At 53.4% G+C, this 16,531-nt stretch carries 14 protein-coding genes; 6 read left to right on the plus strand and 8 right to left on the minus strand.

Features of this window, described 5'->3' with window-relative positions; all coding sequences use genetic code 11:
• The first annotated feature begins 68 nt into the window (after positions 1-68).
• From AACU19_RS14275 to yjcO, 6 genes are all read left to right on the plus strand, one after another.
• The gene (locus AACU19_RS14275; RefSeq protein WP_001305715.1) at positions 69-344 is read left to right on the plus strand and encodes a YtcA family lipoprotein; all 276 of its coding nucleotides are present in this window, start codon (positions 69-71) and stop codon (positions 342-344) included.
• Positions 345-362: 18 nt separating this feature from the next.
• On the plus strand, positions 363-1,394 hold the full coding sequence (gene mdtN, locus AACU19_RS14280; protein WP_039021433.1) for a multidrug efflux transporter periplasmic adaptor subunit MdtN: 1,032 nt from the start codon (positions 363-365) through the stop codon (positions 1,392-1,394).
• Entirely contained in the window at positions 1,394-3,445 is a 2,052-nt protein-coding gene (mdtO, locus tag AACU19_RS14285; protein ID WP_105279074.1) for a multidrug efflux transporter permease subunit MdtO, read from the plus strand. Before mdtN ends, mdtO begins: the two co-directional genes overlap by 1 nt.
• Positions 3,442-4,908: a multidrug efflux transporter outer membrane subunit MdtP gene (mdtP, locus tag AACU19_RS14290; RefSeq protein WP_105279075.1), complete on the plus strand. Its 1,467-nt coding sequence runs from the start codon at positions 3,442-3,444 to the stop codon at positions 4,906-4,908. Before mdtO ends, mdtP begins: the two co-directional genes overlap by 4 nt.
• Positions 4,909-5,105: 197 nt before the next feature.
• Positions 5,106-7,253, plus strand: a complete 2,148-nt coding sequence (gene fdhF, locus AACU19_RS14295) for a formate dehydrogenase subunit alpha (RefSeq protein ID WP_001300547.1) — start codon at positions 5,106-5,108, stop codon at positions 7,251-7,253.
• Positions 7,254-7,346: 93 nt separating this feature from the next.
• On the plus strand, positions 7,347-8,036 hold the full coding sequence (gene yjcO / locus AACU19_RS14300) for a Sel1 family TPR-like repeat protein YjcO (RefSeq protein ID WP_000719893.1): 690 nt from the start codon (positions 7,347-7,349) through the stop codon (positions 8,034-8,036).
• A gap of 78 nt (positions 8,037-8,114) precedes the next feature.
• Here yjcO and gltP read toward each other — a convergent pair whose 3' ends face one another.
• The 8 genes from gltP to nrfA all read right to left on the minus strand — a co-directional run bounded on the left by gltP (position 8,115) and on the right by nrfA (position 16,144).
• Positions 8,115-9,428: a glutamate/aspartate:proton symporter GltP gene (gltP, locus tag AACU19_RS14305; RefSeq protein WP_000789589.1), complete on the minus strand. Its 1,314-nt coding sequence runs from the start codon at positions 9,426-9,428 to the stop codon at positions 8,115-8,117.
• 340 nt (positions 9,429-9,768) lie between these two features.
• Positions 9,769-10,365, minus strand: coding sequence for a heme lyase NrfEFG subunit NrfG (nrfG, locus tag AACU19_RS14310; RefSeq protein WP_105279076.1), 597 nt, complete (start codon positions 10,363-10,365; stop codon positions 9,769-9,771).
• The gene (gene nrfF, locus AACU19_RS14315; RefSeq protein ID WP_105271907.1) at positions 10,362-10,745 is read right to left on the minus strand and encodes a heme lyase NrfEFG subunit NrfF; all 384 of its coding nucleotides are present in this window, start codon (positions 10,743-10,745) and stop codon (positions 10,362-10,364) included. The genes nrfG and nrfF overlap by 4 nt, the downstream gene beginning before the upstream one ends.
• Positions 10,738-12,456 (minus strand): heme lyase CcmF/NrfE family subunit, encoded by a 1,719-nt coding sequence (locus tag AACU19_RS14320; protein WP_105279077.1) that lies wholly within the window; start codon positions 12,454-12,456, stop codon positions 10,738-10,740. Before AACU19_RS14320 ends, nrfF begins: the two co-directional genes overlap by 8 nt.
• Positions 12,457-12,475: 19 nt before the next feature.
• Positions 12,476-13,432, minus strand: coding sequence for a cytochrome c nitrite reductase subunit NrfD (gene nrfD / locus AACU19_RS14325; RefSeq protein WP_000195167.1), 957 nt, complete (start codon positions 13,430-13,432; stop codon positions 12,476-12,478).
• Positions 13,429-14,100 (minus strand): cytochrome c nitrite reductase Fe-S protein, encoded by a 672-nt coding sequence (gene nrfC, locus AACU19_RS14330; protein ID WP_032304304.1) that lies wholly within the window; start codon positions 14,098-14,100, stop codon positions 13,429-13,431. Before nrfC ends, nrfD begins: the two co-directional genes overlap by 4 nt.
• Positions 14,097-14,663: a cytochrome c nitrite reductase pentaheme subunit gene (gene nrfB, locus AACU19_RS14335; protein WP_001296647.1), complete on the minus strand. Its 567-nt coding sequence runs from the start codon at positions 14,661-14,663 to the stop codon at positions 14,097-14,099. Before nrfB ends, nrfC begins: the two co-directional genes overlap by 4 nt.
• A 44-nt stretch (positions 14,664-14,707) precedes the next feature.
• A complete protein-coding gene (gene nrfA / locus AACU19_RS14340; protein ID WP_105279078.1) occupies positions 14,708-16,144 on the minus strand; it encodes an ammonia-forming nitrite reductase cytochrome c552 subunit in 1,437 nt (478 codons plus the stop codon).
• Positions 16,145-16,531 lie beyond the last annotated feature (387 nt).

The following is a 16,531-nucleotide window of genomic DNA, read 5'->3' on the forward strand; positions in this document are numbered from 1 at the left end:
ACTGACGCCTTCAATGGATATTGATATTCACTACAGATATTGTTCGCAGCAGACAGGATGTATTTAATATGCCAACAGTTCTCTCTCGCATGGCGATGCAACTCAAAAAAACAGCCTGGATAATTCCCGTCTTCATGGTTTCGGGATGCTCATTATCTCCGGCAATCCCGGTGATCGGCGCTTATTATCCCAGCTGGTTTTTCTGCGCCATTGCCAGCCTTATTTTGACGCTCATCACGAGGCGAATTATTCAGCGGGCAAATATCAATCTGGCATTTGTCGGAATTATTTATACCGCCCTTTTTGCTCTCTACGCCATGCTGTTCTGGCTGGCATTTTTCTAATCTATTTGAGACGCGCTCATGGAAAGTACGCCGAAAAAAGCTCCTCGCAGTAAATTCCCTGCTCTGTTAGTGGTTGCGTTGGCGCTGGTTGCCCTTGTTTTCGTTATCTGGCGCGTAGACAGTGCGCCATCAACTAATGACGCCTACGCGTCAGCAGATACCATTGATGTGGTGCCGGAAGTCAGCGGTCGCATTGTAGAACTGGCGGTCACCGACAACCAGGCGGTGAAACAGGGCGATTTGCTGTTCCGCATCGACCCGCGCCCGTACGAAGCCAATCTGGCGAAAGCCGAAGCCTCCCTCACGGCGCTGGATAAGCAAATTATGCTCACCCAGCGTAGCGTTGACGCACAACAGTTTGGTGCCGACTCGGTTAATGCCACGGTAGAAAAAGCCCGTGCCGCCGCGAAACAGGCCAGTGATACATTACGCCGCACCGAGCCATTACTGAAAGAAGGTTTCGTCTCAGCGGAAGACGTTGACCGTGCAAGAACGGCGCAGCGCGCCGCAGAAGCCGATCTTAACGCCGTATTGTTGCAGGCGCAGTCAGCCGCCAGCGCCGTCAGCGGCGTGGATGCGCTGGTGGCGCAACGTGCGGCAGTGGAAGCGGATATTGCGTTGACGAAACTGCATCTGGAAATGGCGACCGTTCGCGCGCCGTTTGATGGCCGGGTCATTTCCCTCAAAACCTCCGTCGGGCAATTTGCTTCTGCCATGCGCCCTATTTTCACCCTAATCGACACTCGTCACTGGTACGTGATCGCCAACTTCCGCGAAACTGATCTGAAAAATATTCGCTCAGGTACACCCGCAACCATTCGCCTGATGAGCGACAGCGGCAAAACCTTCGCAGGTAAAGTGGATTCGATTGGCTACGGCGTGCTACCGGATGACGGCGGCCTGGTGCTGGGCGGCCTGCCGAAAGTGTCTCGTTCTATTAACTGGGTCCGCGTTGCCCAGCGTTTTCCGGTCAAAATCATGGTTGAAAAACCTGACCCGGAAATGTTCCGCATCGGCGCTTCGGCAGTCGCTAATCTTGAGCCGCAATAATGAGCGCGCTCAACTCCCTGCCATTACCGGTGGTCAGGCTGCTGGCGTTCTTTCATGAAGAGTTAAGCGAGCGGCGACCAGGCCGCGTGCCGCAGACTATGCAACTCTGGGTAGGCTGCTTGCTGGTGATTCTGATCTCGATGACTTTTGAGATCCCTTTTGTGGCGTTATCACTGGCAGTGCTGTTTTACGGTATTCAGTCGAACGCGTTTTACACCAAATTTGTCGCGATCTTGTTTGTGGTCGCCACGATGCTGGAAATCGCCAGCCTGTTTTTGATCTACAAATGGTCATATGGCGAACCGTTGATCCGATTGATCATTGCCGGGCCGATCCTGATGGGCTGCATGTTTTTGATGCGCACCCATCGGCTTGGGCTGGTTTTTTTCGCCGTCGCCATTGTCGCTATTTACGGGCAAACATTCCCCGCCATGCTCGACTATCCGGAAGTGGTCGTGCGCTTAACCCTGTGGTGTATCGTTGTCGGCCTCTACCCGACGTTATTGATGACGTTAATCGGCGTGCTGTGGTTTCCCAGCCGCGCTATCACGCAGATACATCAGGTGCTTAATGATCGGCTTGATGATGCCATTAGCCACCTGACGGACAGCCTCGCCCCGCTACCCGAAACGCGGATTGAAAGAGAGGCGCTGGCGCTGCAAAAACTCAATGCCTTTTGCCTCGCGGACGATGCCAACTGGCGAACTCAGAGCGCATGGTGGCAAAGCTGCGTGGCAACGGTAACCTACATTTACTCGACGCTGAATCGCTACGATCCCACCTCTTTTGCAGATTCGCAGGCCATCATTGAACTTCGGCAAAAATTAGCCTCAGAAATCAACAAACTGCAGCATGCCATTGCCGAAGGTCAGTGCTGGCAAAGCGACTGGCGGATCACTGAAAGTGAAGCGATGGCGGCACGGGAATGTAACCTGGAGAATATCTGCCAGACATTGTTGCAACTGGGTCAGATGGACCCGAATACGCCGCCAACGCCCGCCGCCAAACCGCCATCAATGGTCGCCGATGCTTTTACCAATCCAGACTATATGCGCTACGCGGTAAAAACGCTGCTCGCCTGTTTGATCTGTTACACCTTCTACAGCGGCGTGGACTGGGAAGGCATTCACACCTGTATGCTGACCTGCGTGATCGTCGCTAACCCGAATGTTGGTTCGTCGTATCAGAAAATGGCGCTGCGTTTTGGCGGTGCCTTCTGCGGTGCAATTCTGGCGCTGTTATTCACGTTACTGGTCATGCCCTGGCTGGACAATATTGTCGAATTGCTGTTTGTGCTGGCACCGATTTTCCTGTTGGGCGCATGGATTGCCACCAGCTCTGAACGTTCTTCTTATATCGGCACACAGATGGTGGTCACCTTCGCACTCGCCACGCTCGAAAACGTTTTTGGCCCGGTGTACGACCTGGTGGAAATTCGCGATCGCGCCCTGGGTATCATCATTGGTACCGTGGTGTCCGCGGTGATTTACACCTTTGTCTGGCCTGAAAGTGAAGCGCGCACACTGCCGCAAAAACTGGCTGGCGCGCTGGGTATGTTGAGTAAAGTAATGCGGATCCCACGCCAGCAGGAAGTCACGGCTCTGCGCACTTATCTGCAAATTCGCATAGGTCTGCATGCGGCGTTTAATGCCTCTGAAGAGATGTGCCAACGTGTAGCGCTGGAACGTCAACTGGATAGCGAAGAACGCGCGTTACTGATTGAACGTTCGCAAACGGTTATTCGTCAGGGCCGCGATATTCTTCACGCCTGGGATGCAACCTGGAACTCGGCGCAGGCGCTGGATAACGCACTACAGCCGGACAGAGCAGGCCTGTTTGCCGACGCACTGGAGAAATACGCCGCCGGTCTGGCAACCGCACTCAGTCGTTCTCCTCAAATAACGCTTGAAGAAACACCCGCCTCGCAGGCCATCCTGCCGACCTTATTAAAACAGGAGCAACACGTCTGCCAGCTTTTCGCCCGCTTGCCAGACTGGACAGCCCCGGCATTAACGCCCGCCACGGAACAGGCACAAGGAGCCACGCAATGATCAATCGTCAACTTTCACGCCTGCTGTTATGCAGCATTCTCGGCAGCGCGACCCTCATGTCTGGCTGTGCCCTGGTGCGTAAGGATTCTGCGCCTCATCAACAGCTCAAACCGGAACAAATCAAACTGGCCGATGATATTCATCTTGCCAGCTCCGGTTGGCCGCAGGCGCAGTGGTGGAAACAACTCAATGACCCGCAGTTGGATGCTTTGATCCAACGGACGCTAAGTGGTTCACACACCCTCGCCGAAGCGAAACTGCGGGAAGAAAAAGCGCAGTCGCAGGCCGATTTGTTAGATGCCGGTTCACAATTACAGGTCGCAGCGTTAGGGATGCTCAACCGCCAACGTGTCTCGGCGAACGGCTTTTTAAGCCCTTATGCTATGGATGCGCCAGCACTGGGTATGGACGGGCCGTACTATACGGAAGCCACAGTCGGTTTGTTTGCCGGACTGGATCTTGATTTGTGGGGTGTGCATCGCTCAGCGGTTGCTGCCGCCATTGGCGCGCATAATGCCGCGCTGGCAGAAACCGCAGCAGTAGAGCTATCGCTGACCACGGGCGTAGCGCAGCTTTATTACAGTATGCAGGCCAGCTATCAGATGCTCGATCTGTTAGAACAAACACGCGATGTGATTGATTACGCGGTGAAAGCGCACCAGAGTAAAGTGGCGCACGGTCTGGAAGCGCAAGTGCCTTTCCACGGCGCGCGGGCACAGATTCTGGCGGTCGATAAACAAATTGCTGCCGTTAAAGGGCAAATCACCGAAACGCGAGAATCTCTGCGTGCATTGATTGGCGCGGGAGCCAGCGATATGCCGGTGATCAAACCGGTGGCATTACCGCAAGCCCAGACCGGTATTCCGGCGACACTCTCTTATGAGTTGCTCGCCAGACGCCCGGATCTGCAAGCCATGCGCTGGTATGTTCAGGCGTCATTAGATCAGGTGGATTCCGCGCGGGCGCTGTTCTACCCGAGCTTTGATATCAAAGCATTTTTCGGCCTTGATGCCATCCACCTGGATACCTTATTCAAAAAAACCAGTCGCCAGTTCAATTTCATTCCTGGTCTGAAATTACCGCTGTTTGATGGTGGACGGTTGAATGCCAATCTCGAAGGCACACGCGCCGCCAGCAACATGATGATTGAACGTTACAACCAGTCAGTACTGAATGCGGTGCGCGACGTTGCAGTCAACGGCACGCGTCTGCAAACGCTCAACGACGAGCGGGAGATGCAGGCAGAACGCGTAGAAGCAACGCGCTTCACCCAGCGCGCTGCCGACGCCGCCTACCAACGAGGCTTAACAAGTCGCTTACAGGCCACCGAAGCCCAGTTGCCGGTGCTTGCCGAAGAGATGTCATTACTGATGCTGGACAGCCGCCGGGTGATCCAAAGCATTCAGTTGATGAAATCGCTGGGTGGCGGGTATCAGGCGGCTCCCGTCTTCGAGAAAAAATAAAATGTCAGCCGCGTGATGGCTGTCACGCGGTATTTCGTTTCGTCACGTCAAAACTGACGACAGCCTGTTTTTCGTCAGAGTTTTGAACAAATAGTGCCCGTAATATCAGGGAATGACCCCAAATAAAATGTGGCATAAAAGATGCATACTGTAGTCGAGAGCGCGTATGCGTGATTTGATTAACTGGAGCGAGACCGATGAAAAAAGTCGTCACGGTTTGCCCCTATTGCGCATCAGGTTGCAAAATCAACCTGGTCGTCGATAACGGCAAAATCGTCCGGGCGGAGGCAGCGCAGGGGAAAACCAACCAGGGTACCCTGTGTCTGAAGGGTTATTATGGCTGGGACTTCATTAACGATACCCAGATCCTGACCCCGCGCCTGAAAACCCCCATGATCCGTCGCCAGCGTGGCGGCAAACTCGAACCTGTTTCCTGGGATGAGGCACTGAATTACGTTGCCGAGCGCCTGAGCGCCATCAAAGAGAAGTACGGTCCGGATGCCATCCAGACGACCGGCTCCTCGCGTGGTACGGGTAACGAAACCAACTATGTAATGCAAAAATTTGCGCGCGCCGTTATTGGTACCAATAACGTTGACTGCTGCGCTCGTGTCTGACACGGCCCATCGGTTGCAGGTCTGCACCAATCGGTCGGTAATGGCGCAATGAGCAATGCTATTAACGAAATTGATAATACCGATTTAGTGTTCGTTTTCGGGTACAACCCGGCGGATTCCCACCCTATCGTGGCGAATCACGTAATTAACGCTAAACGTAACGGGGCGAAAATTATCGTCTGCGATCCGCGCAAAATTGAAACTGCGCGCATTGCTGACATGCACATTGCACTGAAAAACGGCTCGAACATCGCGCTGTTGAATGCAATGGGCCATGTCATTATTGAAGAAAATCTGTACGACAAAGCGTTCGTCGCTTCCCGTACAGAAGGCTTTGAAGAGTATCGTAAAATCGTTGAAGGCTACACGCCGGAGTCGGTTGAAGATATCACCGGCGTCAGCGCCAGTGAGATTCGTCAGGCGGCGCGGATGTATGCCCAGGCGAAAAGCGCCGCCATCCTGTGGGGCATGGGTGTAACCCAGTTCTACCAGGGCGTGGAAACCGTGCGTTCTCTGACCAGCCTCGCGATGCTGACTGGTAACCTCGGTAAGCCGCATGCGGGTGTAAACCCGGTTCGTGGTCAGAACAACGTGCAGGGTGCCTGCGATATGGGCGCGCTGCCGGATACGTATCCGGGATACCAGTATGTGAAAGATCCGGCTAACCGCGAGAAATTCGCCAAAGCCTGGGGCGTGGAAAGCCTGCCTGCTCATACCGGTTATCGCATCAGCGAGCTGCCGCACCGCGCAGCGCATGGTGAAGTGCGTGCCGCGTACATTATGGGCGAAGATCCGCTACAAACTGACGCGGAGCTGTCGGCAGTACGTAAAGCCTTTGAAGATCTGGAACTGGTCATCGTTCAGGACATCTTTATGACCAAAACCGCGTCGGCGGCGGATGTCATTTTACCGTCAACGTCGTGGGGCGAGCATGAAGGCGTGTTTACTGCGGCTGACCGTGGCTTCCAGCGTTTCTTCAAAGCAGTTGAACCGAAGTGGGATCTGAAAACGGACTGGCAGATTATCAGTGAAATCGCCACCCGTATGGGTTATCCGATGCACTACAACAACACCCAGGAGATCTGGGATGAGTTGCGTCATCTGTGCCCGGATTTCTACGGTGCGACTTACGAGAAAATGGGCGAACTGGGATTCATTCAGTGGCCTTGCCGCGATACTTCAGATGCCGATCAGGGGACTTCTTATTTGTTTAAAGAGAAGTTTGATACCCCGAACGGTCTGGCGCAGTTCTTCACCTGCGACTGGGTAGCGCCAATCGACAAACTCACCGACGAGTACCCGATGGTACTGTCAACGGTGCGTGAAGTCGGTCACTACTCTTGCCGTTCGATGACCGGTAACTGTGCGGCACTTGCGGCGCTGGCTGATGAACCAGGCTACGCACAAATCAATACCGAAGACGCCAAACGTCTGGGTATTGAAGATGAGGCATTGGTTTGGGTGCACTCGCGTAAAGGCAAAATTATCACCCGTGCGCAGGTCAGCGATCGTCCGAACAAAGGGGCGATTTACATGACCTACCAATGGTGGATTGGTGCCTGTAACGAGCTGGTTACCGAAAACTTAAGCCCGATTACGAAAACGCCGGAATACAAATACTGCGCCGTGCGCGTCGAGCCGATCGCCGATCAGCGCGCCGCCGAGCAGTACGTGATTGACGAGTACAACAAGTTGAAAACTCGCCTGCGCGAAGCGGCACTGGCGTAATACAGTCCTTTCTACAGCCTCCTTTCGGAGGCTGTTTTTTTATCCATTCGAACTCTTTATACTGGTCACTCCCTACCCAATCGTATTATCAAAATGAAAAAAATTATCGCATTGATGTTGTTTTTGACATTCTTTGCCCATGCGAACGGCTCCGAGCCTGGCAGTCAGTATCTCAAGGCTGCAGAGGCCGGGGACCGACGCGCACAATATTTTCTTGCTGACAGCTGGTTTAGCTCCGGCGATTTGAGCAAAGCCGAATATTGGGCACAGAAAGCCGCCGACAGCGGTGATGCTGATGCCTGCGCGCTGTTGGCGCAGATCAAAATCACCAATCCGGTCAGTCTGGACTATCCACAAGCAAAAGTTCTTGCAGAGAAAGCGGCGCAAGCAGGCAGTAAAGAAGGTGAAGTGACGCTGGCGCATATTCTGGTAAATACGCAAGCGGGTAAACCGGATTATCCAAAGGCGATTTCGCTGTTAGAAAACGCCTCGGAAGATCTGGAGAACGACTCTGCCGTCGATGCCCAAATGCTGCTTGGTTTGATTTACGCCAACGGCGTGGGCATTAAGGCCGACGATGACAAGGCAACCTGGTATTTCAAACGCAGCTCTGCGATTTCCCGAACCGGTTATTCCGAGTACTGGGCGGGAATGATGTTCTTAAATGGTGAAGAAGGTTTTATCGAGAAGAACAAACAGAAGGCGCTGCACTGGCTGAACCTGAGCTGTATGGAAGGGTTTGATACCGGGTGTGAAGAGTTTGAAAAATTAACTAACGGTTAATGTAGGCCTGATAAGACGCGGCAAGCGTCGCATCAGGCATCCACACATTGCCGGGTGTATGTCCCCGGCAATCCTCAATTATTGATCCGCAGTTTTATCAAATTTGCCCAGCACTTCGCGCTCATAAGCCAGCGCTTTCTTACGGTCAAATTTGTGTTCCCACTTGGCAATCACCAGCACCGCCAGCGCATTACCCACCACGTTCAGCGCAGTACGCGCCATGTCGAGGATACGGTCAACACCGGCAATAAACGCCAGACCTTCCAGCGGGATCCCTACGCTGCCCAGCGTTGCCAGCAACACCACAAACGACACGCCCGGCACGCCAGCAATCCCTTTCGAGGTCACCATCAGCGTCAGCACCAGAATGATTTCCTGCCAGATGGACAGGTCAATACCATACAGCTGAGCGATGAAGATAGCGGCAATACTTTGATACAGCGTCGAACCATCAAGGTTAAAAGAATAACCGGTCGGCACCACGAAACTGGTGATCGACGCCGGTGCACCATAGGCTTCCATCTTCTCAATAATTCGCGGCAGCACGCTTTCAGAGCTGGCAGTGGAGTACGCCAGAATCAGCTCATCTTTCAGAATACGAATCAGGATCCAGACGCTTAACCCGCACAGGCGCGCCACAATTCCCAGCACTACCAGCGCGAAGAACAGAATGGCGAAATGCACCAGCAGCACCAGTTTCGCCAGTGGCCACAGAGACGAGAAACCAAAGTTAGCCACCGTCACCGCAATCAGCGCAAACACACCTACCGGCGCGTAACGCATCACCATGTGAGTCACTTTAAACATGGTTTCAGAAATGGAGCGGAACACGGTCACCAGCGGTTCACGATGCGTCGCGGGCAGGGAGGAAAGCCCCAGACCAAACAGTACCGAGAAGAAGATGATCGGTAACATTTCGCCTTTCGCCATCGACGCCACAATATTCGTCGGCACCAGAGACAAAATCGTGCCCATAATACCGTGGGAACTGCTCTGTACCGCTTCTGTAGTGCTCTGATATTTCGAGATATCGACGGTTGCCAGCTGCGACATATCCACCCCGGCACCGGGCTGGAAGACGTTCGCCAGGGTGATCCCCAGAATGATGGCGACAGTGGTGATCACCTCGAAATAGATAATGGTTTTCGCGCCAATACGCCCGAGCTGTTTGGCATCACCAACACCCGCAATACCCACCACCAGCGTGGAAATAACAATCGGCACAACAATCATTTTGATCAGATGGATGAAGATATCACCCGCCGGAGAGAGCAAATTGACGACCAGCCAGTCGCGGCTGTCGCTATGGTAGTGCAGGTAGCTTCCCAGGAGAATGCCCAGCACCATAGCAAACAGAATCTGCCAGGCCAGGCTGAATTTTATATTTTTCATCAGAATAACTTCCTCAATGGAGCGCCGTTCCCGTTCAGAAACGCGAGAACGTGACATACTGCCAGGGCATGAATTGTGTTGCGTTGGTTTGTAGATTTTTTTAACGCTTATAATCAGTATCATTTGCGCGGTATGTTGCGCAACCCTTTAACAACAGAGCTTTTCGCTGCATTAATGCATAATAACGCGAGTTTATGGCAGGATTAATGAATAACCATTTGTTATGGAAAGATTTTTATTTGTTTAACCTGCAATAATACTGATTAGTGATTATTTTGGGCATATGTTCATTCGATTATTTTTTATGCAGCTCAATAACATAATCTTCATCACCAGATGATTAATCTGATCTCCGCTGCAACAGTTTCGCCATATTAATCGACTCGACCAGCTGTGTCCGGTTGATCCGGGGTGAGTTGAGATCCATCACTTTTTGCCATAGTTCGATGGCTTGCGCGTAATTCGCCTGCATAAACGCATCTGAAGCCAGCAGCATCAGAGCGGTGATTTCGTTAGAGTCCAGCGCGAGGGCTTTGTCGATCAGTGTGCGAGTCTGGGCGGTCATATGCTGGCTGGCCTGGTAATAAAGCACCGTCGCCAGCGCCGCATACAGTTCAGCGTTCTCACCACGTAGTCGCAACGCCTGACGGTACGCCAGCAGCGAATTGCTGTAATCGTTTTGCCACAGATAATACTCGCCCAGTAACGCCCATTGTTCGCTGTTTTGTGGATTAGCGCGGATTTTATCCTGCAATGCCTGAAGCTGCGCTTCCGGGGTTTGCTGGCTGGCAAACTGATATAGCGGATCGCGCTGACGCTGATACTCCGCACGTACCGCCTGCCATTTTGGGCTTAACAGATAACTGCCGACACAGAGAAATACCATAAATATCGTGAGTGTTGTCAGCATTTTCACCGGTATTTGAGGCTGTTTCATCGCTTTGCTCTCACTCGCCAGAGGATCAGTGCCATCAGCAGTAACAACACCACTGGCAGCGCCCACAACACCAGCGTCTGACCGGTTAACGGTGGGTTATAGCGAACAAAATCTCCGTAGCGTTCGGTCATCCAGCCAATGATTTCGACTTCACTTTTCCCCTCCGCCACCATGCTGTAAACCTGATGGCGCATACTGACTGCCACCGGCGCATTGGATTCCAGTAAGTTCTGATTCTGGCATTGCGGGCAGCGTAACTGGCTGGCAATAGTTAACGCCTGTTCCTGTTGTTGCGGGTTGGCGAATTGCCATGTGTCTACGACCTGAGCGCGCGCAAAACAGGTAAATAACAGCAGTAGCGTGAGAAGCCCTTTATTCATCGCGCTTCCTCCCCCGCCATCCGCTTAACAATGCGCCCGCAATCATCAACAATCCTCCCCCCCAGATCCAGCGCACACCGCGTTGTACATACAAACGAAAAGCGTAACGATCCGGTCCGGTTTTCTCGCCCATGACCGCATACCAGTCATGGATGCCGTTCCAGCGAATTGCCGGTTCCATCATTTGCTGACGACGTGCTTCGTAAAAACGCCGCTCCGGCGTCAGTTCACCAATGCGTTGCTGATGGTCAAACAGCGCCACTATCGCTTTTTCGCTGGTGTAATTACCTTTGGCTTGCAGATCGAGGCGCTCAAAACGGAAGGTATATCCTGCCAGAGTCACCTGCTGACCCGGCTGTAAATTCAGGCTGATCTCCTGACGGCTGACGCTTGAAACCACGATCCCCGCGGCAAATAACAGCACGCCCGCATGAGCCAGCAGCGCCGGAAGCTGCACGCGTTTGCCAGAGACAAACGTCGCCAGCACAATCACCACCAGCATCAACAGACCAAACGGTAACGTCGCGCGGTTAAAATACGGCGCACCAACGGAGAGGCGTCCCCAGCCCAGCAGGCCGTAAATCATCGGATAAAGCGTTCCCACCAGCACGATCAGTAGCACTGCGCAAAACAGCAACAGCGTAGCGAGGATTAACATTTCCCGCGATAACCCCGAAAAACGCACCGCCGGGCCACCGTCCCGCGCTCGCCAGCCATACAGTGCCAGAGACGCAAGGCTAATCAGTGCAAACAGGCTGAACAGCGGTACAGCGCGGACGTTATCCAGCGCGAACGCATGGACCGAAACCAGAATACCAGAACGGACAATCAACGTGCCCAGCAGCGACAACATCAGAGTAACTATCGCCAGCAGCAGCGACCAGTGACGGAAAATCCCCCGCTGGCGTGTCAGGGACAAACTGTGCAGCAATGCAGTGGCAGAAAGCCAGGGTAATAAAGAGGCGTTTTCCACCGGGTCCCAGAACCACCAACCGCCCCAGCCCAGTTCGCAATAGGCCCACCAGGAACCGAGGATGATCCCCGCCGTTAATGCGCTCCAGCCAGGTAGTGCCCAACGCCAGCAAATTCGGGCGCTGACACCATCAAACTCGCCGCGCAGTAGACTCGCCAGCGCCACGCTCGCCGCTACCATTAAACCGCCATAGCCAAGGTAAAGCAGCGGTGGATGAAAGATAAGACCGGGATGTTGCAGCATCGGATTGAGATCTCGGCCTTCGATTGCTGGTGGAAATATCCGCACGAATGGATCGGACCACAGCACCATAAACAGTAGCAGTGCGGCGAGCATGAGAGATAAAACGGCTAATGTCAGCGGAAATAGCGGATCGGTTTGCTGCCGATAATGCCAGGCAAACAGCGCACTCCACGCGGAAAGGAGTAGCACCCAAAGTAGCAACGAACCTTCATGCCCTCCCCACACTGCCGCCAGTTTGAGTTCCCACGACAGCAGGCTATAGCTATGTTGGGCGACATAAATGACCGAGAAATCGCTGATGAGAAAACAATACGTCAGTACGCCAAAGGCGAGCAGCAGGAGCGCGAACTGTGCCAGAGTGCCGATGCAAGTGAGTCGCATCATGGCAGGCCAGCGCAACCGCACTCCCGCGAAGGCCGTCAACGGGGTCAACACGTTGACCCCAAGACTTAACAACAACGCCAGAAAACCGACTTCAGGAAGGAATACGTCCAGAAACCACCTCTTTTCTGGCTTACGCCACCGTCAACTGCCCGGCGTAGAGAATGAAAAAGCGCAGCATCAACACCCCGACCAGACTGGCCCCACACGCTGCCAGCACGGCAGGAATCCCGGAACTGCGATTGACCCACGGTTTGAGCAACATTGGCACAATCAGCCCCAGCCCGGCGACACCAAGCCAGAACCACCACGTCCAGAAACCGCCGCCCAATGCCGCCACCAGCGCACGCACTTTACCGTCATCGCCCAGGGCCAGACCGACGAAAAACGCCACCAGCAGGAAGATTTCGCCCCATACCACAGGGATTTCCATCCGGTGAACAAAGTGCGCTTCCGTGGAATGCGGGTTACTGCGTTGGCGTATCGCCATAGCGATCAACGCCACCGCCGCACCGGACGAAATGCCGGAGAAGAGGAACAGCACCGGTAAAATCGGATTATTGAGGAACGGATATGATTTCAGCGCAGACAGCAGAAAGCCGGTATAAGCCCCCAGCAACACCGCCAGCACCAGCATTAGCGTTTCCAGTCCGCGGTGAACGGGCGTCAGCAGGCTCAGAACCTTTTGCACAATTCCCAGCTTCGGCAACCAGCGTTGTTGCAGGGCAAGCAAATCGTGTTCAAAGATTTTCGCCAGCCACAACACCAGCACCACCATGTAGAGCTGAAACAGCATCACCCCCATCGACATCACCGAGGTAAAACTGTAATGGAACATCAGCTTCCAGAAGGTCCACGGTCTTGTCAGGTGGAAGACGAGAATCAACAGACCGAGGATCACCGCGCCAGGCCCGACAATCAGCGTGGTTCGCAGCAACGTACTGTCTGCACCACCCGCCTGCGGGTAGAAGCGACGTAACAGCACGGCCAGCGTCACCAGACCGGCAGAAATACCAATCAAAAACAGGTAGATGGCAATCGGCCAGTCCCACACCAGCGATTCAAAATGAAATGCGGAAGTCTGCGTCATTGGCTCACCTCCCCGTATTTAAACGGTACGCGGTACAGCTTCGGTTTGGTTCCCAGCGCCAGCTTGTAGCGGTAAGTGGGCTTCTGGCGTAGCAGTTGTGAAATCTCACTGTTGGGATCGTCCAGATTGCCAAACGTCAGCGCCTTCGTCGGGCAAGCCTCAACGCACGCGGGGAGCTTACCGGCCTGCAAATTGGTCTTACGGCAGAAATCGCATTTGTCCGCCGTCTTCGTGACCGGATGGATAAAGCGCACACGGTACGGACAGGCGGCGATGCAGTACTGACAACCGACGCAGAGATCTAGGTTAACATCGACAATCCCGCTGGCAGCATCGCGAAAAGACGCACCCGTTGGGCAGACGTCAACGCACGGTGCATGGTCGCAGTGCTGGCAAGACTTACGAAAGAAGCGATATTTCACATCAGGAAATTCGCCCTGCGGCTCGCTACGAATAATTGTCAGGCGCGAGACGCCTTCCGGCACCTTGTTCACTTCCCGACAAGCATCCATACAGGCAGTACAGCCGATGCATAACGACTCGTCATGCACCATGCCGTAACGCACCCCATTGATATTCAACGTTTTCGCCACCACGCGTCCTGCGGTGCCGCTGACGGCTGCCAGCACGCCGACGCCGGTGAGAAACTGGCGACGAGACCAGGTCATGGCTGCTCCTTAAGCAACGGAACAGACGCCGGGTTAAAGTTCGGATTGGTGCGCTGATCGCTGTGGCAATCGACGCAAATCTTAATCCGTCCTTTGTCACTTAACGTCTGCATCGTATCTTGCTGTGGATGCAGGGAATGGCAGCTGGCGCACGCCACTTTGGTTACGTGGACATCGTGCGGCCAGAACGCTTTTTGCAACTGTTCCGGCAGATGGCAGGACATACAGACGCTGTTCTGCTCTCCAACCTTGTACATCGGCTCGTTAAAGCGCATCACATCTTTCACCCCTTCGCGGTGTTGCGGTGATGGCTGGCCGTGACAGTTGGTGCAGGTGACCGGCAGTTTGTTATTCGGGTTGATAACGGAAGCATGTTTGCCATGCATACCTTCGGTATCTGGTTTATGACAGTCCAGACAGGCGGCATCCGGGTTACGCTGCTGGGTAACTTCGTAGCGATCACCAGATGCCTGCGCCGCAGGGGTAGCGGTAATTCCGTTCAGGCTCCACAACAGGCCCGACGCCAGCACCCCGGCAGTTAATAACGAACGTAATACGCTCATATTCACTCCATTGTGTTTTCCGCCCCTTGCGAGGCGGAACGGGGTTATTGGCTTAACAGACCGTTTTTACGTGCCTGCTCTTCCCACTGCGGGATCACCGTTTTGATAAAGTCCTGCTTCTCAGCCTTGATTTGTTCCATGTTCAGGCCAATGGCCTGCTGGGCTTTCTCTTTGGTTGAGATATCCGGGATCTGGATTTCATGGGTGATGCCTTTGGTCGCCAGCAGGCGCGCCAGTTTGGTGCGCGCATCCGCCGCTTTATCCATCGCCGTACCGAGCATCCTCAGACCTTCTTCCGGTGCGTGCATATGAATGCCGTGGGAAGCGATCGCCAGATCCCAACGCCACTGAGCATGACGGATATCGTCCTGAATCGGTTTCATTTCGGCTTCCGTCGCGCCTGCATCCAGCGCCGCTTTCGCTTCGAAGTGAGCGTGAACCAGTTGATCTTCAACCTTGATTTTCAGGTCGTTAATTGACTGCTTACGTTCCGCAACCACTTTTTGCAGGGCAGCTTTGTCCTGGGTATGGCAGTTCGCACAAGTCTGGGCGAAGTTATCAAACGGATTACCAATTTTATGGTCGGTGTAGAGTTTGCCTTCGGCGTTCTGCACTTTTGGCATATGGCAGTCGATACAGGTCACGTTGTTTTTGCCGTGAATGCCCGCTGTCCAGGTTTCATATTCCGGGTGCTGCGCTTTCAGCATTGGTGTTTTCGACAGGGAATTAGTCCAGTCAGAGAAGGCAATTTTGTCGTAATACTGCTCCATATTTTCGACTTTCATGCCGTCATCCCACGGGAATTTAACGGCTTTGTTTTTGCCGTCGAAGTAATATTCCACATGGCACTGACCGCAGACCATCGATTGCTGGTCGAAACGTCCGGCTTTCTCAAAAGGTTTACCAATGGCTTCCATCGCACGAGCCGCATACGGACGGGAAAGGGTTAACTCCGGTTTGCCTTTGGCGAACTCTGGTGAGGCGGTGTTATGACAATCGGCACAACCTAAGTTGTTGACGATTTCCGGGCCGCCGCGCGCCCATTTACCATGGAAGTAGCCATCTTCGCCGTCTTTCTGGATCAGACGCGCCACATCCGGGCTTTTACAACTCCAGCATGCCATCGGTAGCGGACCATCTTCAGCGTTTTTCGGCGCACCGGTACGCAGGGTTTCACGCACATCGGTCACAGCAAAGGCATGTCCACGCGGCTTGTTGTAATCGCGCGAGAAGGGATACCCCGCCCACAGGATCACCAGCCGTGGATCTTCCGCCAGGGCGTCAACACGCTCTGACTGTTCCGAGGTGGCTTTCCAGGAGAGATATTGATCGGGATGCTGCGGGGCAAAGGTTTCATTCTTCGCTTCCACAGTTACAGGTTTCGTGGGAGCGGCCGTTTGTTCAGCGTGAACAGAAGTGAAAAAGAAAAAAGGAATCAACAAGCTGAAGATACGGCGTGCGTTTATTTTTATCCTTGTCATAGGGGCTTCATCCGAATTGCGCCATTGTTGCAATGGCGGTTTTTATTGTTTTTCACGACAGTAACCGCACCTACACTGTCATGACATTGCTCGCCCCTATGTGTAACAAATAACCACACTGTGAATGTTGTCTTTAATCAATTGTAAGTGCATGTAAAATACCACTTTAGAGTTAGTCAGTATCTTCCTCTTTTTCAACAGCATGCATAACTGCATGTTCCTCAAAGAATTAATCAACTTTTGTTGCTGACCTTCAAAAATTACCCTGCCGTTTATTTGCACAATTCTACTTTTGCGTGATCTGTCGCCCAAATACTAAACAAAACTGCCAATACCCCTACATTTAACGCTTATGCCACATATTATTAACATCCTACAAGGAGAACA

Source organism: Escherichia sp. MOD1-EC4550, from assembly GCF_963876935.1.
GTDB classification, from domain to species: domain Bacteria; phylum Pseudomonadota; class Gammaproteobacteria; order Enterobacterales; family Enterobacteriaceae; genus Escherichia; species Escherichia coli_F.